This is a genomic window from Arcicella rigui, from assembly GCF_034929435.1.
GTDB lineage: Bacteria > Bacteroidota > Bacteroidia > Cytophagales > Spirosomataceae > Arcicella > Arcicella rigui.
Genome location: NZ_JAYFUM010000008.1, coordinates 255,334 through 281,025 on the forward strand (window position 1 = coordinate 255,334; position 25,692 = coordinate 281,025).

Genomic DNA, 25,692 nt, shown 5'->3' on the forward strand with positions numbered 1-25,692 from the left:
ATTTATTCTAATGAAAAAGTACTATTTCTTTCCTATTTTAGTTTGTTTAATGGTTTTTTCAGAAGGTTTTGCTGAAAAAAGACCTATTTCAATTTTTCCTACCAAAACGCAAAACAAATGGGGATTTTTTGCCCATCAACGCATCAATCGCTTGGCAATTTTTACTTTACCGCCCGAAATGATTGTTTTCTACAAAGCTAACCTTTATTATTTAGTAGAAAATTCCGTTGCTCCCGACCGCCGACGCTATGCCGTAAAAGAGGAAGCCCCTCGGCATTATATTGACTTAGATGCTTATGGCGACAGTGCTACTTATAAACTCCCGCACTTCTGGAATGATGCTGTTGCCCAATTTTCAGAAGATAGTTTGATGAAACACGGCATTGTTCCGTGGCATATTCAATTGATGAAATTTCAACTCACAAAAGCTTTTCAAGAAAAAAATACCGCCAGAATTTTAAAACTCTCTGCAGAAATTGGGCATTATATTGCCGATGCCAATGTGCCTTTACATACTTCTTCTAATTATAACGGACAAAAAACGAACCAAGTAGGGATTCATGGCTTTTGGGAATCCCGTTTGCCAGAGCTTTATTCCGACGAATACGATTTCTTTGTTGGCACAGCCACTTATGAAAAGTATGTCAGCAAAAGAATTTGGGAGGCAGTTAGAAATGCCAATACTTGTTTAGATTCGGTTTTTACTTTTGAACAAAAACTGAGTATTTCAACCAAAGCAAGTAAAAAATACAGTATCGAGGAACGCAACGGAGTAACCATTAAAACCTATTCTCAAGAATTTTCTAAGCAGTATCACGATGCCCTGAATCATCAAGTAGAAAGACAAATGAGAAGGTCAATTAAAATGATTGGTGATTTTTGGTACACTGCTTGGATTGATGCCGGACAGCCAGATTTAGGTAACTTACTTTATCAACCCAGTAAACAGGAAAAAGAAGCCGAAGCAAAAGAACAAAAATCTTGGTTACAAAAATTGTTTAAAGTAAGAGAAGAATAGGATTTTGGATGTCGGATTTCAGATTTGGGATTTATCTTGAAACTGATTATTAGATAATTTTCAGCCACAGAGTTTAGCGGAGTTTTACTGAGTTTCACAGAATATTAATACAATGTGTCTCTGTGAAACTCTACTTATTCACTGTGTTCCTCTGTGTATTTTATAAAATTTACCATCAAACTAACTTCCTATTTTCGACTAATAAATGGATTATCCTTTAAATAAAAGCGATAAGGCAAATCTACGCCTTGTGTAATACCGATTCTGGTAGTGGTGAATATTTCGGAATATTGATAATCACTCAATGGTGGATATATTGTTAAGTCAGAATTTAAAATATGCCAGTGATTCATGCCTTTGTGAATGCCCATTGCTTGTACCAACTTTCCCGGGCCAGAACAAAGATTTTTAATAGAATCCGTTTTTCGTCTTTGTGCCATTAGGTCAATTCCTTCGGTGGGTTCTAAGGCACGAATTAGCACGGCTTCGCCAATGTCTTCTTGGTTGGTTGCAATATTGATACAAAAGTGCATTCCATAAATTTGATACACATAAATTGTTCCTGCTTTGCCAAACATTGGAGCGTTTCTGACACTCTTTTTTCTATAAGCATGACAAGCGGGGTCGCCTTGCAAATAGGCTTCTGTTTCAACAATAATACCTGCTGTAATTCCTTCATCGCTTTCGTGGACTAAACGATAACCAAGTAAATTTTTAGCCACAGAAATTGTATCAGCAGTCAGTAAAGTATTCATTTAATTAGGGAATGATGAGTAAATGGTAATTGAAAGCTTTAGTTTTAGACAAATTATTCATCATAAACACAAAAGTAGAACTTATTGTTTAGTTCTATTCAATCACTGCATAAGCTCGAACGGGGAATGTTCCCATCCCTTTTACTTTGGGTGGCGTGGCTGAGAATTTGAAAGGAGTATTTGCAGGAATTGCTCCTAAATTGCATAAATGTTCTACAATTAGGATTTCATTTTTCAATAAAATGGTGTGAACTGGTCGAGATTTTCCTGAAACATCATCAATATTATGGGAATCAATGCCTACTAATTTTACACCTTGGGCGACTAAGTACTCAGCCGCATCTGCCGTTAAAAATGGATTTCCAGAATAATAAGCGTCTGTTTTCCAATTTTCATCCCAACTTGTATGTACTAAAAGTGCTTTTCCTTTTAAATCCAAACCTTCAAAATAGCTTTTGTCGATACTTAATTGTTCTTTGTAAGAAATACTTACTAAAATTGCATCCAATTGAGCCGTTTGTTCAATCAGAATTTCAGACAAATCTTTTCCATCTTCGTAGCGATGAAAAGGTGTATCTAAATAAGTACCTGTATTCGATACCATTTCAATTTTTCCCATCTGAAACGAAGTACCTTCTTCGTACCATTGTTTAGATTCTTCACGAGTCCAAAAATCACAAATTACAGGGGCAGGAAGTCCTTTATAAGTAACTACGCCTTCTTCGATGATATGGCTTAAATCTATAAATTTCATTCTTTTTTAGCTTTAGAAATGGCAATGACCGCAATAATTACCCAAACGACATTCACGAATACCGATGGATAGGCTTTATGCTCATAAGTATTGATGATAAAACAGATTCCTCCTACAAAATTTGCCCATCGGTAAAATGCCGAAGTTGACGATATTTTATTTAGAGCATTTAGAGCGAAAGCTCCAACGATTAAGACTGAGCCAATCCAACCGATAATTTCTACAAATATTAAATACATTCATTCTTTTTTAAGTAGTGATTTGAGAATAGTGATTGGTGATTAGTATTTCAAGCCACTAATTATCACATAATTACATGAACAAAAACTATCAATTATATTATCGTCTTCCCTTAATCTTCTAAATAAGGTAAATAGATTTTGAAAGTTGTGCCTTTGTCCAATTCGCTTTCTACTTCTATTTTTCCACCCAAACTTTCTACTTGGTTTTTGGTAATGAACAAACCGATACCTCTTGCGTCTTTGTTGCCGTGGAAAGTTTTGTACATTCCAAAAAGTTTGCTTCCATGCAATTCCAAATCAATACCGATACCGTTGTCTTCAATGTTCAATACCACAAATGGTTTTGAAATTTCGGTTGAAATTCTAATCACAGGGTCACGGTCTGGCGATTTGTATTTAATGGCATTCGTCAAGAAATTCAGAATGATACTTTCCAAATAGGCAGCCACATAATTGATCGTAATTTTCGGATTTACGGTATTATGAATCACCAATTTAGAGGCAATCGCTAAAGCTTTCACATTTAGAATTGCTTTTTCAACGAACTCATTGAGGTTTAAAGGAATGAGGTTTTCGTTGGTTTTGGTATTCATCAATACCACTTCGTTCAAGTGAGTAATGGTTTCTTTTAAGTTATCCGAAGCCACACTTAATAATGGGAAGAATTCATTATCCGTCGCCTCTGGTACTTCTTCTTTCATCAAATCAATCAACATACTGAAATTACCAGAATGTGAACGTAAATTATGAGAAACAATATGTGCGAAGTTCAAAAGCCTTTTGTTTTGCTCTTGGGTTACTTCCAAAAGTGCTTTTACTTCATTTTCAGAAGCTTTTAATAAAGTAATGTCGGTGGCTACATACAAAAATCCTTTGATGTCGTTCTCATGATTTTTGATAGAAGTAACCGTCAATTGTACTGGGAATCTTGATAAATCCTTACGGATATAAGTCCACTCACGAGTTTCAAAAAGTCCTTTTTTGGCATAAGTAACGAATACTTCAATACCACTAATTTCTTCGTTAAATTCTTGTGATAATTCGGCTGCTCGCTGTTCTACTTCTTCTTGAACATGAATAATTTCGGGTGTTTGCTTTCTTACTAATTCGTCTGCTGTATAACCTAAAAGATTTTCTGCTCCTTTATTGAAGGTTTTAATAATTCCTCGCTTGTCGGTTTCAATAATGGCTACTTGCGTACTGGCATCTTGGATTCCTTGCAGTTTATTAATGGTTACTTGCAGTTGCAGTGCCGTCCATTTTTTTTGTGTAATATCGTTGATTTGCGAAACAAAGTGAATGGGGTTTCCTTGGTCGTCTTTTACCATTGAAGTAGAAACCATCACCCACACAATTTGTCCGTTTTTATGCGTAAATCGTTTTTCTAACTGATAACTTTCTCTTTTGCCTTCCACTAATTCTTGCAATAAACTTAAATCGGTATGCAAGTCTTCAGGATTAGTAATATCCTGAGAAGTAAGTTTGAGTAGTTCCTCCTCCGAATAGCCAAGCATTTCGCAAAGGCTGTTGTTTACGTCCAACCACTCTCCTTTTACGCCCATCAAAGCCATGCCGTTGGCGGCGTACTTGAATGTTTTTTGGAATTGTTCTTCCTTAAATGCTATTTCTAATCTTGCTTTCTTTTTCTCGTCTATATCTTGGAAAAGACCGTAAATCAATACACATTTTTTCTCTAAAAATTCAGGAATACCGATTGCACGCACCCATTTAGTTTTATTTTTATGCGTAACAATTTGGAGTTCTAAATCATAGCTTGAGCCTTTAGTGGTTGCCTTATTAATGGCCTCCATGATTTTATTTCTGTTTTCTCCTTGCGGGAAAAAGTTAAATACCGACTCATAAGTAGGAGAAAAACTATCATCTACTTCATAGATTTCCTTCGTTCTTTTACTCCAGTGAATTACATTATTCACCAAATTAATTTCCCAAGTACCTGTTGAAGGCGATTCTTTAGTACGCTCTAATAAATCTTTGTACTTGAGTAACAACAACTCATTATTTTTACGCTCAGTGATGTCCTGATGCGAACCCATCATCCAAAGTGGCTTACCGTTGTCTGTCCAGCTAAATACTTTTCCTTTATCAAGTACCCAAACCCATTGTCCGTCTTTGTGTCTTAGGCGAGTTTCGTTTTCGTAAAATGGCGTTTTGTTATCGAAATGGTCTTCAAGAAGTTTAATAGATGTTTTTAAATCGTCTGGATGAACAAATTTCATCCAAGTTTCTATACTAATAGGTTCGAGTTCTTTGAGGGTATAGCCCAAAATTTCAGCCCAACGCTCATTATAAATCGTTTCGCCAGTTTTTACATTCCATTCCCAAGTGGCAATATTAGTACCGTTGATGATGTATTCGTAGCGTTGTATTCTTTCTCTGAGTTGAGTTTCCACAATTTTTTGTTTAGGCACAAGGATATGAGCACCGAGCATTCTGTTTGCTTTGCCGGTTTTGTCTTTTAGGGCCAAGCCTTTGCGTTGCATCCACACGGTAGAACCGTCTTTGTGAGTATAACGCACAATTGTATCGTAAGAGAATTTGGGGTTTTCTTGATGCTTTTTGAAAATTTCGTTGACAGTCTTTAAATCATCTGGATGAATTATTTCCTTCCAAGCCGATGATTTATGAGGCATTTCTTTGGGGTCATAGCCAAGAGTAATCCAAAATTTTGGATTCATCCATTCATTTTCAGGATTTTCTAAATCGCAAAACCATAATCCATCATGAGCAAACTCTTGAGTAAAACTGAAGATAAATTCTTCCTTTTTCATCAATTCATATAACTCATCACGTAGGTAATTCATAGTATTCATTTGTGGCATCAATCACATTAAGTGGCTAATCGAAATAATTTGTCAATTTATAAAATATATAAGTTAGACAAAAGAAAATTCTGATATTATCAGTAATATAATCTATAATCAACGTTAAACATCAAAAATCTCAATAAAAATTTATGAAAAATATACGTTTTATCACAAAATAGCCCAAAGCAAGTAAACATAAAAATTCTCTATCAATATTTCTAAAAGGCTCTCTGAAATTCCATAAAATTCACGACCTTTACCGAAATTTTTAACATTTCATTAAAACAATGGCACAAGCAAAGTCGGGCGATAAAGTAAACGTCCATTACACAGGAAGATTAACAGACGGAACTATTTTTGATAGTTCAGAAGGACGTGACACTTTGGAGTTTGAATTAGGTTCAGGAATGGTTATCAAAGGTTTTGATGACGGCATTACTGGCATGATTATCGGAGAGAAAAAGACAGTTCACATTCCAGCAGAAGATGCTTACGGGCCTGTAAATCCTGATTATTTAGCGGAATTTCCAAAATCAGAAATTCCAGCGGATATTCCTTACGAAGTAGGTATGCAATTAAATATGCACCAAGATGGTACTGGTCAAGTAATGCAAGTGACTGTAACAGAAGTAACTGATACAAGTATCACTTTAGATGCCAACCATCCTTTAGCAGGGAAAGATTTGATTTTTGATATTGAATTGGTTTCAATCGGATAGAGTAAGATATTCTTATATCATTCAAAAGGCTGTCACATTTATTGCGACAGCCTTTTGAATTTTATAGCGTTCACGTTCTTCGAAACCTAAAACGCCTCGGCAATAAAAAAGTATAAATTTTGCTGTCCATTGCCAAAGCCATAGTCCACTCGCACATTTACGTTTTCTTTTCGGTTGATTTTGAAACGTAAGCCTGCTCCGTAACTGGGTAAAATGTTTTTCATGCCCATATCGCTAACTTTTTCATTTACCCAACCTAAGCCTCCAAAACCTACTAAACCCCAACGTTTCAAGGCTTGCCAACGGTACTCGCCTTGAAAAGCCATAAGGTTTTTATCTCTGAGCGAGCCTACATAATAACCTCGCATAATCATATCACCGCCTAAAAGTGCTAATTCGTGAAAAGGAATTTTGCTGCCATTATTAAAAAAACCAAAGCCTTGAAATGCCAACACATCCTTGCGATTAGGAAAAGGTTTGAAGAAGTGTCGAGCATCAATTTGCCAGCGATGAAAAGCATTGGTACTCCCTGTCCAACGTTCATGAGCGGAGTATTCAATTTGTAAAAAAGAGCCTTGTGAAGGTGTAAGTACATTGTCACGAGTATCAAACTGATACGAAACGTTTAAACCCGAAACTACTGAACCGTTTCTACCAACAATATCTCCATTTTCAAAAATACCATTTTCTTCGCCTTTCACATTGTACATATTGAAGTATCGCCAACCCAAACCAGCAAAGGAATGCCGACCGACTTTCCGGTAAGTAAGGTTATCAAAACGGATTAAATCGTAAGTGATGGCTTCTTTGTTTTCAAGTTTGGCATCTTTCCCTATTCCATAAAAAAGTACTGGAAAACGGCTGTAACCGTAATATCCCACTAAATAATACTTTTCTTTATTGGTGAAAATCTGATAGTTATGTTCTATCATCAATTGATTATTGAGCGAATACTGCACAAAAACCGCCGAATTGGACACACGAGTAAGCGAGTCGCCTTCGCCACCTGCATTAAAGAAACGTTTGATACCAATACCTAATACCCAACTGGTTTCGGGCATGTAAAAAACAAAAGGAGAAGTAAGGTATTTGTGTCCTGTAAGGAATTGGACAACCTTGAATTTGGAGCGTAAAGTTGAGTCGGTTTCAGTGGCTTTTCCCTGAAAACATAGCAAAAGAAAGAGGTAAAAAAGTAGTGTTTTTTTCATAGAGTGAATCCCACAGGTTAACCTGTGGGATAGATTTTCTACCAAAAACGAATGCCCGATAAGCGATTAAGCTCTAATTGTGCAATTGCCATTTGATATTGATATTGTAATTGTGTGAGTTGAGCCTCGCCCAAAGCGGTTTGCGATGCTTCAATCTCTACATTAGTAATTACACCATTTTTGTATCTAGTATTGGCTAACTTTAGTGCATATTGTGCTTGATAGACGTTTCTTTCTGATAAAGCCAGTTTATTTTTGGCTGTAAGATAGTCATTTTGGGCAACTTCTAAATCTCTTTTCAAAGCCTGATTGGTGGCATCTACTGAGTACTTCAACATTTCACGATTCAATTTAGCAATTTCGGTTTGATGTGCCGCTCGGTTACCTGAGTAAACGGGGATTGTCAATTTAACACCTACTGTTGTTCCAAATTTAAAATCATCCGAAATAGCAGGTACTTCTCCATTGATTCTTGGTAAATACCCGTTTTTCAAACCAAAAGAAGCGTTGGCAGCAATATATGGGGCTGCACCCATTTGTGCGATTTTCACCTCACGTTCGGCAATTAAATCTTTGTCTTTTAGGGTTTTTAAGTCAAGGTTGCTACTTTGTGCTTGTGTGTATGCTCCTTCAACGCTCAAATCGGCAATGCCTAAATTGAAATTGGCATCTTTGGCAATCATACCATGAGCATCTTTACCAATCAATGAAGACAAGTAAATGTACTGGCGTTCTAATTGATTTTGTAAGTCAGTCAATCTACTTTCTGCATTTTTATACCTTACTTGAATGGATACTTGGTCGTAATCCAAAGCGTCGCCTTGTTTCAAGCGGTCACCGATTACTTTGCCATTATCTTCTACCAATTTCAATTGCTCTTTTTGTACTTCAATAGCCTTTTGTGTATAAATAATACCATAATACAAATTGGCTACTTGGTAGGCATAAGCATTTTTTAGGTTTTCTACGCCAGTTTTAGAAAGCTCAGTTTCTAATTTAGATTTTTCAATATTAATATTTTGCTTTCCCCAATCGTACAAAACGTAATTTGCACCAATGTTGGCATTGTAATTCATATTGGGCTGAAACTGTAAATTGGTAGTACCAAAAGTAGCTTTTGCCACTGGGTCGATACGAGTAACGCCAATTTCAGATTGTACTTGTGGTTTCAGTGCCGATTCCTGTACTTTAGTACGGAAATCACCAATGGTTACCATTTGTTGTTGTTCCTTAATTTTCGGAGCGTACTCTATCGCCGAACGCACCAAACCTTTAAGAGTTTCGTCGGTCTTTTCTTGTGCCAAAACTGACTGACCCGATAATATTCCTGAAAGAAATACAAGCGAAACGATATATCTATTATTGATTTTCATTGTTTGAAAAATTAATCAAGTTCATTAAAATTCGGAAAAATACTCATCACTCCAATTAATGGCTTTCTGCCGTAGCTTTTGCCATTTCGGCTACTTCTTCTGCTGTTAATTTTTTGGTTTTCAACAAATACACAAAGGGAAGTAAACAAACAAAAAATACAGCGATGAGTCTGAAAGTATCCAAATAAGCCAAATAATAGGCTTGTCGAACCACGCCAGCTTCCATTTGCTTATAAGCCATTGTAGCGGCATTGAAAGTATCTCCTGTCAATCCTGCCATATTTCTGGTCATGTTAGCCAATCGTTCGTTGAAAAGCGGATTATCTGTACTCATATTTGCCATCAAATCCGAACGATGTTGAGCAGCACGGTTTGTTGCAAAATTGTTGGCTAAGGCAATTCCGAAAGCTCCTCCTAACTGACGAATCATATTAGATAAAGCGATTCCAGCCGGATATTCTTTCGGTTTTAGCCCAGCCACAGCTTGATTGATGAGTGGTAATTGTAATAATGATATACCTACTGTTCTACAAAGTTGCATCGGGAAAAAATCCCATCTTCCCATGTCGGGCGTAGCCGTTCCGCTATAAAATCCGAAGAAGACAAAGAATAAAATCCCTGCCACCATAAACGGAATAGGTGGAGCACCTGCCGCCATTCTTTTGCCAATAATTGGGAAAAGAATGACTGCCGCCAAAGTAGGAGCAACTAATGAAAGACCAGCTTCGTAAGGAGTAAAACCGTTTACTCTTTGTACCAAAACGGGATACACAAAGGATGAAGTAAACAAACCAACCCCAGCAATCAGCGTAAAAATGGTTGAGAAAGCAAAGATTTTATACTTGAAAACGCCCAAATTCACTACTGGATGCTCGGTATGGGTTTCTTGCCAAATAAATCCTAAAATCCCGATGGCGGCTACAATACTGAGTGTAACAATCATTCTCGACTGAAACCAGTCTTCTGATTCTCCTTTTTCTAATACAAATTGTAAAGCACCAATACCAATGACCAAAAGTGCAATACCGATGTAATCTATCTGAATCTCACTTTTTCGTTCGCCTTCGCCTTCTTTTCTTTCAATATAAATGATGGTAAGAATGGTGGCAATCACACAAATAGGAATATTGACATAAAAAATTTGAGACCAAGTATAATGCTCTAAAATGTATCCTCCTAAAGCTGGACCAAGTGTTGGGCCAAGTACAATACCCATCCCAAAAAGTCCAGAGGCTACTCCCCTATCTTTTGGGTCAAAAGCATCAAATAAAATGGCTTGCGAAGTTGACAACAAAGCACCTCCGCCAATCCCTTGAATAAATCGCCAGAAAACCAATTCCCACAAACCTTCTGAAGCTCCACAGAAGTAAGAAGCTACTCCAAAAAGTACCATTGAAGTAAGGTAATAGGTTTTTCTACCGAAATACTCTCCTAAAAATCCCGTCATGGGAATGATGATTACATTGGCAATCGCATAAGAAGTAATCACCCAAGCTACGTCCTCGATGGTTGAACTTAAAGAACCAGCCATTTGATTGAGGGCGACGTTCACAATGGTTGTATCGAGCAATTCCATGATTGCCGCCGAAACCGTCGTGATAACGATTATATATTTTGCAAAACCTGTTTTAGCAGCCATGTCGCTTTTTTTAGTTGTGAATGAGTGAGTTAGTGAATGAGTGATTGTTTCGACTTTGATTGAATTTTGATAAAGTCTAAATGTAATAAATTGACTTATTGAATAAATTACAATCACTCAATCACAATTCACTCATTCACAATTCATTAAATCACTCAATCACTAAATCACAAATCACTAAATAAATAATTCCCTAATTACTTAATCTCCACACTTACTTCTAATGAAAGCCCAGCTCTTAGAATATCCTTGTTTTGAGCTAAATCAAGAATTTCAATTTTCACTGGAACACGTTGTGTTACTTTTACGAAGTTTCCAGAAGCATTATCAGGAGGCAACAAAGCACTTTTCGCTCCTGTTGATTCAGAAATCGAAGCAATTCTTCCTTTTAAAATACGGTTTGGATAAGCATCTAATTTAATTTCTGCTTCCGCTCCTATTTTCAAACGACCTACTTGTGTTTCTTTGAAATTAGCTACAACCCAGAAAGTTGAGTCTTGTACAATCGTCATCAATGGCTGACCTGCTTGGATAAATTGCCCTGCTTCTACGCTTTTCTTTCCAATTCTACCTGACGATGGAGCATATACTTTTGAATAGGTCAACTTTAATTTTTGTTGGTCAATCTTCACTTTTTTCACTGCCAACACTGCCTCTGCTTTATGCAAAGCTGCTTGTAAGATAGGTAAACGAGATTTTGCCGTAGCAATATCCGCCAAACCTGCCTCGTATTGTGCTTGTAATACTTCATGAGCCGATTTACTGTCGTCTGCTTGTTTACGAGTAATAGCATTTTCTGCTACTAAGTTAGCGTCACGGTCAGCGTCTTTTTTGGCTTTTTCCTTGCGTAAATAAGTTGATTTCAAATTCGCTTCGGTTGACTTTACCGTCATTGCCAAATTAGAAATATTGGCTTTGGCATTTTCAACGTCTGTTTCAGCTTGAAACAAATCGGCTTCCATTTCAGATAAAGCTAACTGGGCTTCATCTGTATCAATTTCTATCAGTAATTGGTCTTTTTTCACTACGTCGTAGTCTTTTACCGAAACTGATTTTACATAACCAGTCATGCGTGGCAATACTGGTACAAAATAGGTTTCTACTTGTGCGTTATCAGTATCTTCATGCGTTTGTGCATATTGATATTTATTATAACCTAAATAAAGACCTACTACTACTACAATGAATAATATAATTTTTGGCAAGTACGCTTTGATTGGATCTTGAGTTTCCATTATTGAAAAATTTTAGAGTAACAATTCGTTGATTGGTTCTATTATGATAAAAATATAAATAGTAAACTTGGTTGACAGCACAAAGGTAAACTAAGTTTACTAAATTAGTCAAGTTTATTGACAATTATTTTTTTATGTATTACCTTTGTTAAATATTTACATTAAATATTTCAATTCAGAAAACAACAGAAGTATTTCAGGAAGGATTTTGGGGCATTGTCAGTAGAAATTCCGTCAAAAGGCTTTATTTTAGCAGTTTAAAGAATTAACAATTGTTCACCATTCAGTCATGCCAGCCTAGATTTTAGCTAAAAATTAAGAGCTTAGTACCACATAAAACTCAATTAATATAATGGAGCTTAATGATAAATTAACAGAACTATATAAGTTCAAACAAGAGAAAGACCGCCACATCGGGCGTTTGGTTTCCAAAACTCAGCGATTTGTCCGTGAAATTGCCAGTGATTTTTTACAAGAGAAAGGTTATACTAATTTTAGAGTAGGACACATGGTAGCCTTGATTCATACTGATTTACAAGGCTCGAATATTAATAATTTGGCTCATTTGGCAGGCGTAACAAAACAAGCCATGAGTAAATTGGTGAAAGAATTACAAGATGAAGGTTTTGTAACCATAGAAAAACATCCCAACGATGCCAGAACGCTGATTGTAAAACTCAGCGAAAAAGGCATCGATACAATGCTCGACTGGAAAGAATGTACTCAAAAAATTGAAATGACTTTCACTGATGTAATCGGTCAAGAAAAACTGGAACAATTGATTGACCTTTTATCGAAAATCACAAGTTATTACGAGACAAACAATGCCTGTATGAGCGATAAAGCGGTGCTAAATCTTAATCTTGCCAACGCTATTCCTGTTAAGTATTGATATTATAAGGTAAAAAAGCATCTACATTAGTGCCGTAGCGATGTAAATCCCTGATAATGGTTGAGCTAATGGGTGCAAGTGCTGGCGAAGTAATGAGAAAAATGGTTTCTAAGCCATCTACTAAAAAGCGATTCACTTGTGAAATTGAGTTTTCATACTCAAAGTCAGTGGTGTTTCTCAAGCCTCTGAGTAAGAAGTTTGCTCCCATTTCTACGGCTACATTCGCCGTAAGATCGTTGTAGGCAACTACTTTTACAGGCTTACCTTCAAAAGTTTCCTCTATCCAACGAATCATTTTTTCAATCGGGAAATACCGAGCCTTGTTCGAGTTGTGTCCAATTCCTATGATGATTTCATCAAATAAAGACAATGCACGAACGACAATATCTTCATGCCCTTTCGTAAAAGGGTCGAATGATCCGGGAAAGAAAGCAATTTTTTTTGGCACTGTCTTTTATTTTTTGAGTGTTTGGTGATTAGTAATTGGTCATGAGCAAATTTGAAATAAATTCAAATAAAACATTGAATTTCAAACAATTAAACATAATACTTTATAACTAAAAACTAAAAATCATGATTCACAACTAAAAGCTCAAGGCTCACAACTCAAAGCTTAGAACCCTAAATACTAAGCCCAAGATAATGATGCAAGGCTATTTTATTATCAAAAAGCATATCCGTTGAAGTATCGCCAATTTTTACTTTTGGCAAATACTGGGTCAAAACCTTATACTCTTCTGCATCTTTTTCGATATTTCCATAAAGACGTAAAAAGATTTCGTCTGGTTCAATCCCCAGTTCGCTCATTACAAAAAGTACATAATAAGCCAAATCTTCGGGCGTGGCATATACAAAACGATTACAGAATTTAAGCGTTCCGTTCAACGTAATTACCAAAGTAAACGCTCCGCTTCCAACATAAATAAAAGCAGACTGCGACTTACTCGAACGTAAGGCAAATTCAATCAATTCGCTTGAAAGATGTTCATACTCCAAATCTACTAAAGGATAGGTTTCCGCCAACCAATTGTAGAGTTTTCTTTCGCAACTATAAATATTCAGCATTTCCAAAGAAGGATGAAGTCTTTGGCGTACTTCTTCGTCATCGCCAATAAATTGCCCCTTTGCCAATTGCAAATACTTATTGGTATATTCTTTTCTGAATAAAGCTACGGGAAGTAAAGTAAAAGAATGGTTATCTATCGTAATTTTTACCGATTTCCACTTCAAGGATTTCAAAAAATCATGCTGTGAAAAAATCTGAGATAAATTATCCGTTGGCGATGAGAAAGATAATTGAACAGGCAAGACAAAACTCTCTAAAGCCAACAATGACTTTGATGTATGTTCAACCACCCAAAAATGAAAATAATTATCTGAAATTTCAGCAAAAAGCTGATACTGGTGTATTTTCTCGGCATCGAACTGCTGAGAAATGTATTTTATTTGCGGAACGATATGTATTGTTTCTGAATTCAAGCTGTAATAATAAAAAATAGAGTCCGCAAAAATACAATTCTATCTCTATTAATTAAAGTTTATTCTCAGACTGTTTTCAATTTCTCGCTTTCTACGCTGCTGAAAAGCCTACAACTAAGTATATTTCACAGAATTTGTCTTCTCATAACAAACAATTTTTTCACGATATTTTAGAGATGATTGCTCTGGAATGATAAATTATCCATTTTATGAAATCTGTGTTGTCAATTTGTATTTCCTTGTTGCTTTCTTGGAATCTTTTCGCACAAAACACTTCTTCCATTATTCCTTTACCGAATAAAATTACACCTCAAAAAGGTTTTTTTCAGTTCAACGAAAAAACCAGTATCAGAACCTTAGGCGATAATGCAGAAACAAATTTTGCTTTAGCACCTTTAGTGTCAAAACTAAAAAAGACAACTGGTATTTCACTGAAAATCAGCAAAAAGACAGCAAAGTTTAATCAAATTATTGTTGAGTTTGATAACAAAATCACTAATCCAGAAGGCTATATTTTAGCCATTTCTCCGCAATTGATTCATATCAAAGCAGCAAAACCTTCGGGTGTATTTTATGCTGTGCAAAGTATTTTGCAATTACTGCCTGCTGAGATTGAACAAAGTACTTTTGTAAAAAATATAGACACAAAAATTCCAGCTTTGACGATTGAAGACGCTCCAAGATTTCCTTACAGAGGTATCATGTTGGACGTTTCTCGCCATTTTATGCCTGTGGATTTCATCAAAAAATACATTGACGAATTGGCTTCTTTGAAACTCAATCGCTTTCATTGGCATCTTAGCGACGGACAAGCTTTTCGTTTTGAAAGTAAAAAATATCCTTTACTTCACACCGCAAAATCGCCTCAATGGCCAACCAACGAAGGCTTTTACTCGCAAAATGAAATGCGAGACATCGTAAAATATGCTTCTGAAAGATTTATTACCATTATTCCAGAAATTGACGTGCCTGCCCATTCAAACGCTGCTTTGGTGGCTTATCCGCAATTTGCTTGTTTGGATAGCACAGGAAAACAATTGTTGTTTCAAGGAGAATTTTGTCCGAAAGATGAGTCTATTGCTTTTGTGAATGATATTTTAGACGAAGTAATGGAAATTTTCCCAAGCAAATACATTCATATTGGCGGAGACGAAGCCTCGAAAACGGCTTGGCACAAATGTCCAAACTGTCAAAAAAGAATGAAAGACAAAGGCTTGAAAAATATTGATGAATTACAAAGTGATTTTATAAAAAGTATCGAAGTACACGTCAACCAAAAAGGCAGACAAATTATTGGTTGGGATGAAATTTTAGATGGCGGTTTAGCTCCAAACGCAACCGTAATGGCTTGGAGAAGTATTGAAAGTGGCGGAACGGCTGCAAAATTGAAACATCAAGCCATCATCTCTCCTACTTCACATTGTTATTTAGATTATTATCAATCCGAAGACCCGAACGAACCTTTGGCTTTTAGTGGCTTTATTAATTTGCCTAAAATTTACAGTTTTGAACCCATTCCAGCAGGTTTGACGAAAGAAGAAGAAAAGTATATTTTGGGCGGACAAGCAAACCTTTGGACAGAACAAGTACCCGTTGGCTCGCACGTAGAATACATGACTTTTCCGAGAGCGGTGGCTTTGGCAGAAGTAGATTGGTCAACAAAAGAATCCAGAAATTATAATGATTTTTTAAATCGCTTGAGTAGCTATTTGAACCGCATGGATTATCGTCAGGTAAATTATGCCAAACATTTCTTTGAAATCAAAACGAGTATGTCCACTTCGGCAGACAATACGATTCAGTTGGCTCTTAGTTGTGATAATGGCGACGCTCCGATTTATTATACTTTAGACGGCACAAGTCCGACTTTACAGTCTGCCAAGTATTCTTCACCAATCGCCATTCGTAAAAGTAGCACCGTAAAAGCGGCTACGGTTATGAAAGGAAAATTGGTTGACGAAATCACAAGAACGATTACTTATAACAAAGCTACGGGGCATTTGATGACGCTAAAAACTGCACCAGACCAGCGTTATAATCGTGGTGGCGTAAAAGCCTTGACCAACGGAATGTTTGGTGGCGAAAGTAGATTTGGCGACGAAGAATGGTTGGGTTGGAATGGTTTAGATTTTGAAGGAACGATAGATTTCGGCAAAATTACCGACATTCAAAAAGCTACTTTCCGTTTCTTTCACAAGCCTTCAAGCTGGATTTGGATTCCTTCGGAAGTACAAATTTTAGGTTCAAACGATGGCGTAAATTATGAACAGATTGCCCAACAAAAAGTGGCTGTTCCTACCAAAGAAGGCGTTACACAGGTACAAGTATCATTCAATAAAAGTGTAAAATACCTAAGAATTATCGCACCATCATTCGGGACAATTCCAGCCAATTCAACTGGTGCAGGCGATAAACCTTGGTTGTTTGTGGATGAGATTGTGGTGGAGTAAAATGGAGTATTGAATTTTGAGTGCCGAGTTTTGAACTTTCTCTTAGGCTGGTTTCCCGACCAGCCTCGGGTGTAAATGTAGGTCAGCCACAGAAATTAGATTTCACAAAACTAAAACCTCCACCCATCACTCCCACTTAAAACATTCTTTGCTTTGTACTTTTTTACTTCATCTTTACTGAGTTGTTTTGCCCATTTTACTCTTCTTTCTGTATTGCCTCCTTTGCCTTTTGATTGATACTCGGCGTAAAAGGCGGTTTTTTCTGCATTGATTTTATACCAGTTATGCCAGCCTTCGACTTTTACGATGTTCGACATTTCACAAGAAATAAATACTGTTTGAGCATAATCACGCCACGGTCTTCCTAAGTAATAGCTTTCAGCAGGTGCTGTTCCGCCAATTTTGCAATGATTAAACACAAAGCCAAAAGCCTGATTTTGTGGTGTTGAAGCTGCGGTAAAGTAGCCAGCGTCTAATTTGCCAACCAATTCGCAATGGTCGAAATAGGCAATTGCCCAGCCAAAAATAAAATCTACAGTTCCTTCGATATAACAGTTTTTGTAATACTGCCGTGTACCCGCCCTTTTGGGATAAAGGGTGTCTTGAAATCCTAAAAAACGACAATTGAAAAAACGGGCTTTGTCACCATCGACCAACATAGCTACGGCTTGACCAACTGGCCCGGCACTGTTAGCGAATGTGATATTTTTGGCAGTAAAATTATCGGCTACGATGCGAGTTGAAGTTGAAGTAGTCGTACCCAATTTGATGCCTTCTTTAGTTACTTTTCCAGAAAAATCATCGTAAGTCAAAATGGTGTTTTTGGCACTTTCTCCGATGAGTATCACAAAGTTTTTAGTAGAATCAAGGATGAGTTTTTCTTGATAAATCCCATTTTTGATATAAATCGTTGTGGGAATACGATTATTGAGTGGTACAGCATTAAAAGCCTCTTGTAGAGTACTGAAATCGCCACTACCGTTTTTTGCCACCACCCAACGTTTTGTAGGCGAGGCATTTATCAAATGAAAGCAACTGAAAAAAAGTACAAGTAAAAAACTGGAAATCTTTGACATCAGGAAATATTTTTAGATGATTGAAACTTCTTTCTAAAGTATATGCCAAAGGTTTTTTACTCCTATAAAATAGTGATTGCGGACACTGCCAAATGTGGGATTATTTATGAGGTTGATTTGAGGCTGGTCAGGAGACCAGCCTCGGAGGTAAAGCTCTATATAATGTTTAAAACAATTCAACTACTTCAAATCCTTCAAAATCTCCTCAATCGCTTTATCCAATTGTGGGTCTTTGTTGTTGAGTTTGTCTTCAAAACTTTGACGTACAAAAATATCAGGACTTACGCCTTCTTTTTCTAAATCTTTGCCTTCTAAAGTATAACAACCCCACGAAGGTAAACGATAAAAAGAACCATCTACCAAGCCTTTACCCGAAGTAAAGATAATCCAACGATAAGTTTCTGTACCGATGATTTTACCCAGTTTCAGGGCTTTAAATCCTTGTGCAGTCATTTCGGCATCACTTAGCGACTGTTCGTTAATCAACAAAACAATAGGTTTGGCGGCTGGACTAAAATTGGGCTGAATGGTGTATTGTCCTTCACGGTACTTCCATTTTAAATAAGGTTTTTGTGCCAAGAAATTCAAGACTAAATCATGCACATTGCCTCCTCTGTTATTACGAATGTCAAAAATCAAACCTTCACGATTGTAGGCTTCGGAAGTCATGTCTATTAAAAATTTCTCTAATTCTTCACGTCCCATGTCACTCATGTGAACGTAGGCAATACGCTTGTTGGCTTTGGTATCTACATACTTTTGGTTTTGGTCAATCCATTCGTTGTATAAATTTCTGACAAAAGCACCTGTACTTTGTGGGTGAATTTTGGTTGTAAAAATCTTTCCATTTCTATCAAAAGTCAGTGAAATCTCATCGTCTAATGATGGTTTTTGGAAGTAAAAATCACGGTTTTGATTCGTATCAAGGCTATCGCCATTTACTTTTATCAATTTATCACCTGCTTGAATATCTTTTCCAGCTTTGTCTGCTGGCGATTTTTTCACTACATATTTTACTTGATAGGGATTTTCATTATCAAACACAATGCCTGTATTCAAAGTAACGGTTTTGAAATAGGCATCGTCTTCGTCGCCATAAGTTGAAAAACCTGTATGTGAAGCATTCAATTCGCCCAACATATCTACCAACAAAGTACGTAAATCGCCACGAGTATTGATTTGTGGCAAGTATTGTTGATACTTTTGTCTCATTTTTACCCAATCTACGCCATTGAAATTTTCGCTATAAAAATTCTCTTCTACGCCTGCCCAAGCTTCAAAAAACATTTGTTTAAATTCGCTCGCCAGATTTTTTCTGAAAGTAAAATTCAAATCAATTTTATCTAATTTGTTTCCCTCCATATTCAGTTTATAAAGATTGCCACTTACCAAACCATAATATTTGCCATCGGCTACTACTACGTCGATACCGTTTACATCTGCTCCTTCTACTCTTTCGGTTTTATTGTTGGCAAATGGTTCGATGGTCGTTTTCCAAAGTTTACTTTTGCCTGCTTCGTGGTTCGACAAAAAGAGTACATAAGTTTTTTCGTCTTTCTGATACACCAAAGGCTGTTCGGCTGCTCCGAAGTTGGGACTAATCTGCTCGAAACGTTGTAAAATATCTTCAAAATCTATTACGATTGGCTCTTTTTTCACGGTTGCCAAAGTATCAGTTTTGATAGGCGTTTTAGTATTTTTCTTTTTATCACTTACTTTTTTTGCCGTATTGTTATCTTCTTTCTTTTCTTCTTTTTTCTCTACTACTTTAAACAAGTCATTGAATTTATCCGATTTGTAAGGGGCATCTATTTTCACCAAAGGCACTCGGTAAATTCTACTATCTGTGCCACCAAAAGGATAACTGGGTTTGGTTCTGTCAGACTCAAAATAAATATATTTCCCGTCGGGCGACCAGTACGGACTTGTTTCTGAAATACCCGTGTTCGTAAGATTGATAAGTCTTTTGTCAGCCAAATGAAACAGGAAAATATCTTGTTCAAAATTGCGGTAAGCCGTAAACATCACATATTCGCTATTGGGTGAAAAGTAAGGCATTGGATTGTACATTGCCCAAAGTTCTTCCTTGACGATGGTGGTAGAAAGCAAGGTTTTTAAATCTAAAATTCTTACTTCATTTTTACCACTGAGATACACCGCCTGCGTTTTTTCTTTGTTGAAAGAAATATTTCTATTGTTCTGTTGGTCGCTGGTGATTTGTTTGGCTACGCCTTTTCCATCGGCTGCAATGGTGAACAAATTCAAATAACCGTTTTCGTTGGTTTGGCTGTACAACAAGGTTTTGTTATCGGCAAGCCATTTTACTTCTATCACTCTTTGTTGGGCATCAGTTGGTAATTTAGCGATGTACTTTCCTTCCAAATCCGACACAAACAATACGCCTCTTGAAGAAAAAGCCAATTTTTTACCATCGCCAGCCACATCAAAAGCGTTGATATTGCCTGCAATTTTATAGTCTTGCTCTTTGGGCAATACATAATTTCGGATGGCATTGAGACTTACTTTCTGTGTGCTTTTGGTAGCAACATCGTACAAATACAATTGATACTCTTTTTCAAAAACTACTTTTTGACCATTAGCACTTACTTGCGGACGCTTGATGGCTTCGCCAAATTGCGTTAAAGCTACTTTTTTGCCATTTTCTAAAGTATAAAGGTTATAATTGCCGTTGCCTTCATCCGAACTAAAATACAATTTTCCTGCACGGTCGATACTTGCCCAAAGGTCTTTCCCAACATAATCTGTGTATCGTTTGTAGGTTTTTGTTTTGAAATTATAAGACTGAATATCAGGATTAAAAGCTCCTTTATAGCCTTTTCGGTAAGCTTGGTTGTCGCTTTCCCAAGTATCGTTGAAGAATAATTCTCCCGAACTTGGATGCTCTACTACATTATGAATACGATTGAAAAAATGCGGAAAAATACGTTTGGGCGTGCCACTGTTGATATTGATGGAATAAACCGTGCCGTCGTTCTGAGCTCCAGAACCGAAGTATAAAGTTTGCGAATCCCAAGACCAAGATTCTACATAATCAAAACTATCATGGAAAGTTAATTGACGAATCGCTCCGCCCGACAAAGGAATTAAATACACATCAGGATTACCGTATTGTGTACCCGTAAAAGCAACCCATTTGCCATCTGGAGAGATTTTGGCACGACTTTCAAAACCTCGCATGGCTGTTAATCTGGTAGAAGTATTGGTGGCTAAATCAGCTTTCCAGAGGTCGCCTTCAAAACTATATACTAAAGTTTGGGCATCAGGACTTAATGTGGGGAAAGAAGTAAAAAATACTTCTTGGTTTTGGGCAAATACAGACAAAGAGCAAAGGCAGAGGTAAGCCCCCAATAGCAATATTTTTCGCATAACGTTTAGTTTTATTGAATCCATTAAAATTTCATAAAGCTAATCGGGATAGCGATAAAAACAAAAGGTTTGCTGTTAGGAAAATAAAGAAATTGACTTGGGGAGAATGGCAAGAGAAAAAGCCCTTTAGATAAATTGGATATTTTGAAATAAATACTTAGTTTCAGAACAAATCTGAACCAAATAGAAATTTACTATGGAGTTCAGAGACATGAAATATAATGAGACTAATAGCAACCATCATAACATTTTTAACTTTAAACTCTTATTCCCAGAGACCAATAACACAGCAAGAATTGAGAGTTGATTTAAGCGGACTACATTTAAAAGAAATTCCAGACAGTATATACCAAAACTTTGAAATCACTTATTTAGACTTAGGAAGTAGTAAAGTTACATTTTATCCCCCTCTATCAGCATTGGTTGACAGCAACGCAAACAATATTTCTTTCTTATCTGAAAAAATTGGTATGCTCACAAACCTGAAAACACTTATTATCAATACAAACAAATTGACAACTCTTCCATACTCTATTGTAAAGCTTATTAATCTTGAAGTTCTTGACTTGTCAATTAATAAAGACCTTGACATTGTTCAACAACTTGACAAACTGAAACAATTACCAAAGCTTAAAGTGTTGAAAATCGTAAACGTTAAAATGACGAGGGACGAAGTAAATAAGATAAAGTCAGCTTTTCGTCCTGCCACGAAAGTCATTCTGACTATTCCTGAATATATTGAGGCATCGAAATGAGATGGCTACACAAGAATCCAGACTAACCTTTAACTATCAAAATTACTCAACTCTTTATTAAATAAATACTTGCTCGGAGAAACACTTCACCAAACAAATATGAAGCAATTGCCAGTGAGGACACTGGCAACGGCAAAGAAATTTACTATGGAGTTCAGAGACATTAAATATAAACGTAATAAATTATAAAAAACAGAGCTTTATGGCGGTTATATACTCGTAAGACACAATGCAATGGACAGCAGACAAAAAACAACAAACGAAGAAAACTCCCGCAAATAATTTCGTAAATTAGCCTACTAACAATTGGACAAAAAATGAAGGCAAAATATGTAAACCCATTTACCGACTTTGGTTTTAAGAAAATATTCGGAGAAGAAGCCAGTAAGCCTTTGCTTATCGACTTCCTAAAGAGCCTTTTGCCAGAAAGCAACATAGTGGACTTGACCTTCAAAGACAAAGACCAAATGGGCAAAACGGAGGAAGACAGAAAAGCTGTTTACGACATCTATTGCGAGAATAATTTAGGAGAAAAGATCATTGTGGAACTGCAAAAGGCAAAGCAGAACTACTTCAAGGACAGAACCGTTTACTATTCAACCTTTCCTATTCAAGAGCAAGCCGAAAGAGGCGAATGGAACTATAAGCTTAAATATGTCTATTGTGTTGGTATTCTGGATTTTAAGTTTGAAGAAAAAGTTACTAACGGAGAGGGAGAAGTAATTCACACAGTACAGCTTAAAGACCAAAACAATAAAGTATTTTATGAAAAGTTGAAATTTGTTTACTTAGAAATGCCTCATTTTGTGCAAGCAGAACATGACCTTGCCAATCGATTAGATAAATGGCTATACTTCATCAAGCACTTGGAGGACTTTCAGGGTATTCCAGAAGTCTTCAAGGACGAAGTTTTTATTCAAGCTTTTGAAAAAGCAGAAATAGCCAAGTATAGCGAAGCCGAACGCCATGATTATGAACAAAGTTTGAAGGTTTTTCGAGACAATAAAGCAGTTTATGAATATGCAGTCAATACAGCTTTTGATGAGGGAAAGATAGAAGGAAAGATAGAAGTTGCAAGAAAAATGAAACTCAAAGGGATTTCATCATCTGACATTTCCGACATGACAGGACTTTCCGAGGAAGAAATAAACGACCTTTAAAAAATGTACTTTACCTAACTATTTTATCCGAGGCTGGTAATGAGACAATCCTTAATTATCTAAATTACTCAACTCATTATTAAATACTTGCATAGAGAAACACTTCTCTAAACAAGTATAAAGAAATTGCCAGTGTCTCCACACTGGCAATAAAAAACTATTTTACACTTAATACTTTCATTATCTCCTCTCCAAATTGACTGATAACTCGAACCGCAATTTTTTGTCCCTTATTCTTTACTTCAATCGGGTGAGAAATATGTCCGTATAAACGTTCAAAGGCTTCGTCGTCTATCTCTATTTTTAACGTTTTTTCTACTTTCTTTTTGGTGGTGTCTTTTGCTAAATTGTCTAATCCTTTTCTCCATTTATCAAATTCAGATTTATCTCCACCACAGAAAAATACTTGTTTTACTACAAAATTACTTCCGTCATAATCATCATCAACCATCCAATAAGCTATATCAGCTACGTTTCTGGCTTTTACTACGTCTTGAATTGGGTCATAGATGTCTAATCCTCTAATTTCAACACTTACTGTATTACCTTCTTTATGCAAAGCAATGTCTGTTTCGCCAATCGTAACAAAACTTGCCGCTGATTTAGCTGGTTTCTTTTTCAATCCTTCTTGTAGTAAATCATCGTGAATACGGACTTTATCTACTTGAAATGTTCCCATACTGGTTGATTGTGAACCTCCTTCGATGTCACTCTCAAAGCTGAATCCTAAAATAACTAACCAACTGGCATCACCTTTTTGACGGCATTGTTTAATGGCATCACTCACTAATTTTTTACTAACCGTTCCGAATTTTGGTCCGATATGAAAATACGCTTTTTCTTCTCCTTTTTCAGATTGATAAAAACCTTCTGCATGAAGTGCTTCGCCTGCCAATAATTCAACACTTCTAAAAACAACCATCTCTGATTTTGTTCCGTTCTTAATTCCGGCACTTAATAAATGTTGTTTGATGTGTTCCTCAAAAGCTCCTTCTTCTTCGTTGACTCTAATTTCATCGTCCAATTCTTCTGGCGTAGTTGGCTCATAGTTTTGAAGCGTTTCTACTGTAAAAGGCCCCGATACTCGTAGTTTTTTCTTGTCTTGTTCGGGTTGGTCATAGAGTGTTTCTGTAGCAGGAGGTTCATCGTTTGCCAAACTTTTTAAAGTAATGTGCGGAACGGTTTTGTATTTAAAACCCTGCCGAATATCACCATTTTCATCATACAAATTATAAAAAGGAAAAACTGCCGTCATTAATCTTGTTTTGGCAATGTTTAAAGCAATTCTACTGGTATCAATGGTTATCCAACGTCTTCCCCATTGTTCTGCTACATAGGCTGTTGTGCCACTCCCACAAGTAGGGTCTAAAACTAAATCGCCTGGGTCTGTGGTCATTAATAAGCAACGCTTGACAGCCTCATTTGAAGTTTGAACAACATATAGTTTATCACTTGCTCCGCCAATGCCATCCCAAATATTTGAATATTCTGCAACTGGAAAATCATTTGCATAGCGTATAAATCTGAGTGTAGAGCCTGAGTTATCCAATCGACCAATACTGGACAATTTTTGCATTCCTGACAAGTTTGTTTTCCAGCTTTTCCCTTTTAAAGATTGATATGTTTTTCCATTATATTCAAAGTCAAAGACACAACTTGGAGTTAAACCACTTGAAGACAAATCCATTGTCCTATATAAAGTTCCAGTTTTCATCGTCTGCTTAAAATTTAGCTTTTCTTCAGAAGTTAATGGTCTTCTTTTCTTATCAATTTCAATTGAAGGATATAATTCGACTAAATCTGACTCCTCAAATTCCTTAAAGAGCTGTCGATATTTTAATTTTTCTTTGTTTTTACCATACCAAATAATGATGTCATAAACACTTTTTAAAAGACTTGTTCCTAAACCACTTGTTTTTTTCAAAATTATTAAACTCACAAAATTTTCACTACCAAAAACCTCATCCATGATATTTCGGACTAAATGCACATTTTCATCTGAGATTTGCACAAAGCAAGAACCACTTTCTGTTAGTAGTTCTTTAGCAATCAATAGTCTATCTCTTAGGTAAGAAAGATAAGAATGGATACCCAATTCCCATGTATCACGGAAGGCTTTTATCTGTTCTGGTTCACCCGTAAGAGCCTCATCACTACCATCTTTTACATCACGGTTATTAAGTTTTATTTGCCAATTTCCACCGTATTTGATACCGTAAGGAGGGTCAATATAAATGGTTTGCACTTTTCCTGCCATCCCCTCTCTTTCCAAAAGGCTCGCCATTACCAAATGACTATCACCTTGTATCAGTCGGTTTGTCCAGCCGTCTTGATGTTGATAATATTCCGATACTTTTTCTATTTCATCTTTTTCTAAAGCATTACCAAAGAGTGTGTTCACACTAAAAAGGTCTAACTGAGCAGGTTGTGTCTCAGTAGCTTTATAAAGATTTTTAATAAGCGTTTCTGGAGCGATATGTTCATGACGATACAGAGAACGAATATCTACTTTTAGTAATTCGTCACGGTCGTCCTTACCATATTTATTAAGCCAATACAGCTCAGGGTCTTGTCCTCGATGAGTAACAGGGTTTTTAGATAGTTCTAACACTTTTTTTCCGTTTTTTACGATGCTGTTTGCATCTTCATAGCCAGCTTCTTCTTTAGAAGGAATATGTGGGCGAGTAGTGGTTGTATGTTTGATAGATTCGACTTGCTTTGCCAT

Annotated in this window: 19 protein-coding genes; 6 read left to right on the top strand and 13 right to left on the bottom strand. The window is 36.4% G+C overall.

Annotation, left to right across the window (positions count from 1 at the left end; genetic code table 11):
- Positions 1-10: 10 nt before the first annotated feature.
- Positions 11-1,018, top strand: a complete 1,008-nt coding sequence (locus tag VB248_RS08675) for a zinc dependent phospholipase C family protein (RefSeq protein ID WP_323296364.1) — start codon at positions 11-13, stop codon at positions 1,016-1,018.
- A gap of 188 nt (positions 1,019-1,206) precedes the next feature.
- On the opposite strand, the gene VB248_RS08680 is transcribed toward VB248_RS08675, so the two are convergent.
- The 4 genes from VB248_RS08680 to VB248_RS08695 all read right to left on the bottom strand — a co-directional run bounded on the left by VB248_RS08680 (position 1,207) and on the right by VB248_RS08695 (position 5,591).
- Positions 1,207-1,773, bottom strand: coding sequence for a DNA-3-methyladenine glycosylase (locus VB248_RS08680; protein WP_323296365.1), 567 nt, complete (start codon positions 1,771-1,773; stop codon positions 1,207-1,209).
- A 94-nt stretch (positions 1,774-1,867) separates the two neighbouring features.
- Positions 1,868-2,527, bottom strand: coding sequence for a cyclase family protein (locus VB248_RS08685; protein ID WP_323296366.1), 660 nt, complete (start codon positions 2,525-2,527; stop codon positions 1,868-1,870).
- Positions 2,524-2,766: a CBU_0592 family membrane protein gene (locus VB248_RS08690; RefSeq protein ID WP_323296367.1), complete on the bottom strand. Its 243-nt coding sequence runs from the start codon at positions 2,764-2,766 to the stop codon at positions 2,524-2,526. Before VB248_RS08690 ends, VB248_RS08685 begins: the two co-directional genes overlap by 4 nt.
- Before the next feature lie 113 nt (positions 2,767-2,879).
- Positions 2,880-5,591 (bottom strand): PAS domain-containing sensor histidine kinase, encoded by a 2,712-nt coding sequence (locus VB248_RS08695; protein WP_323296368.1) that lies wholly within the window; start codon positions 5,589-5,591, stop codon positions 2,880-2,882.
- A gap of 290 nt (positions 5,592-5,881) precedes the next feature.
- Between VB248_RS08695 and VB248_RS08700 the strand changes: the two genes are divergently transcribed.
- Positions 5,882-6,313 carry an FKBP-type peptidyl-prolyl cis-trans isomerase gene (locus tag VB248_RS08700; RefSeq protein ID WP_323296369.1) on the top strand — a complete coding sequence of 144 codons (432 nt, stop codon included), beginning with the start codon at positions 5,882-5,884 and terminating at the stop codon, positions 6,311-6,313.
- A gap of 86 nt (positions 6,314-6,399) precedes the next feature.
- Here the strand turns inward: VB248_RS08700 and VB248_RS08705 are convergent, their stop codons facing one another.
- The 4 genes from VB248_RS08705 to VB248_RS08720 all read right to left on the bottom strand — a co-directional run bounded on the left by VB248_RS08705 (position 6,400) and on the right by VB248_RS08720 (position 11,768).
- Positions 6,400-7,521, bottom strand: a complete 1,122-nt coding sequence (locus VB248_RS08705; RefSeq protein WP_323296370.1) for a BamA/TamA family outer membrane protein — start codon at positions 7,519-7,521, stop codon at positions 6,400-6,402.
- 38 nt (positions 7,522-7,559) lie between these two features.
- Positions 7,560-8,894, bottom strand: a complete 1,335-nt coding sequence (locus VB248_RS08710) for a TolC family protein (protein ID WP_323296371.1) — start codon at positions 8,892-8,894, stop codon at positions 7,560-7,562.
- Between the two features lie 55 nt (positions 8,895-8,949).
- Complete coding sequence (locus tag VB248_RS08715) at positions 8,950-10,533, bottom strand: DHA2 family efflux MFS transporter permease subunit (protein WP_323296372.1); 1,584 nt, start codon at positions 10,531-10,533, stop codon at positions 8,950-8,952.
- 197 nt (positions 10,534-10,730) lie between these two features.
- Entirely contained in the window at positions 10,731-11,768 is a 1,038-nt protein-coding gene (locus tag VB248_RS08720) for an HlyD family secretion protein (RefSeq protein ID WP_323296373.1), read from the bottom strand.
- Positions 11,769-12,120: 352 nt separating this feature from the next.
- On the opposite strand from VB248_RS08720, the gene VB248_RS08725 reads away from it, so the two are divergent.
- Positions 12,121-12,660 carry a MarR family winged helix-turn-helix transcriptional regulator gene (locus VB248_RS08725; protein ID WP_323296374.1) on the top strand — a complete coding sequence of 180 codons (540 nt, stop codon included), beginning with the start codon at positions 12,121-12,123 and terminating at the stop codon, positions 12,658-12,660.
- On the opposite strand, the gene coaD is transcribed toward VB248_RS08725, so the two are convergent.
- Both coaD and VB248_RS08735 read right to left on the bottom strand, forming a co-directional pair.
- Positions 12,650-13,108: a pantetheine-phosphate adenylyltransferase gene (gene coaD, locus VB248_RS08730; RefSeq protein ID WP_323296375.1), complete on the bottom strand. Its 459-nt coding sequence runs from the start codon at positions 13,106-13,108 to the stop codon at positions 12,650-12,652. The genes VB248_RS08725 and coaD overlap by 11 nt on opposite strands.
- A gap of 173 nt (positions 13,109-13,281) precedes the next feature.
- On the bottom strand, positions 13,282-14,139 hold the full coding sequence (locus VB248_RS08735; RefSeq protein WP_323296376.1) for a DUF3822 family protein: 858 nt from the start codon (positions 14,137-14,139) through the stop codon (positions 13,282-13,284).
- Between the two features lie 209 nt (positions 14,140-14,348).
- Between VB248_RS08735 and VB248_RS08740 the strand changes: the two genes are divergently transcribed.
- Positions 14,349-16,589: a glycoside hydrolase family 20 protein gene (locus VB248_RS08740; protein WP_323296377.1), complete on the top strand. Its 2,241-nt coding sequence runs from the start codon at positions 14,349-14,351 to the stop codon at positions 16,587-16,589.
- 110 nt (positions 16,590-16,699) lie between these two features.
- On the opposite strand, the gene VB248_RS08745 is transcribed toward VB248_RS08740, so the two are convergent.
- Both VB248_RS08745 and VB248_RS08750 read right to left on the bottom strand, forming a co-directional pair.
- Positions 16,700-17,665 (bottom strand): pectinesterase family protein, encoded by a 966-nt coding sequence (locus tag VB248_RS08745; protein WP_323296378.1) that lies wholly within the window; start codon positions 17,663-17,665, stop codon positions 16,700-16,702.
- A 180-nt stretch (positions 17,666-17,845) separates the two neighbouring features.
- Positions 17,846-21,052, bottom strand: coding sequence for a S41 family peptidase (locus tag VB248_RS08750; RefSeq protein WP_323296379.1), 3,207 nt, complete (start codon positions 21,050-21,052; stop codon positions 17,846-17,848).
- Between the two features lie 221 nt (positions 21,053-21,273).
- Here VB248_RS08750 and VB248_RS08755 point away from each other — a divergent pair, with 221 nt between their 5' ends.
- Positions 21,274-21,807 (top strand): leucine-rich repeat domain-containing protein, encoded by a 534-nt coding sequence (locus VB248_RS08755; RefSeq protein WP_323296380.1) that lies wholly within the window; start codon positions 21,274-21,276, stop codon positions 21,805-21,807.
- A 317-nt stretch (positions 21,808-22,124) separates the two neighbouring features.
- Positions 22,125-22,967 carry an Rpn family recombination-promoting nuclease/putative transposase gene (locus VB248_RS08760; protein ID WP_323296381.1) on the top strand — a complete coding sequence of 281 codons (843 nt, stop codon included), beginning with the start codon at positions 22,125-22,127 and terminating at the stop codon, positions 22,965-22,967.
- A gap of 157 nt (positions 22,968-23,124) precedes the next feature.
- On the opposite strand, the gene VB248_RS08765 is transcribed toward VB248_RS08760, so the two are convergent.
- Positions 23,125-25,692 (bottom strand): site-specific DNA-methyltransferase, encoded by a 2,568-nt coding sequence (locus VB248_RS08765; protein WP_323296382.1) that lies wholly within the window; start codon positions 25,690-25,692, stop codon positions 23,125-23,127.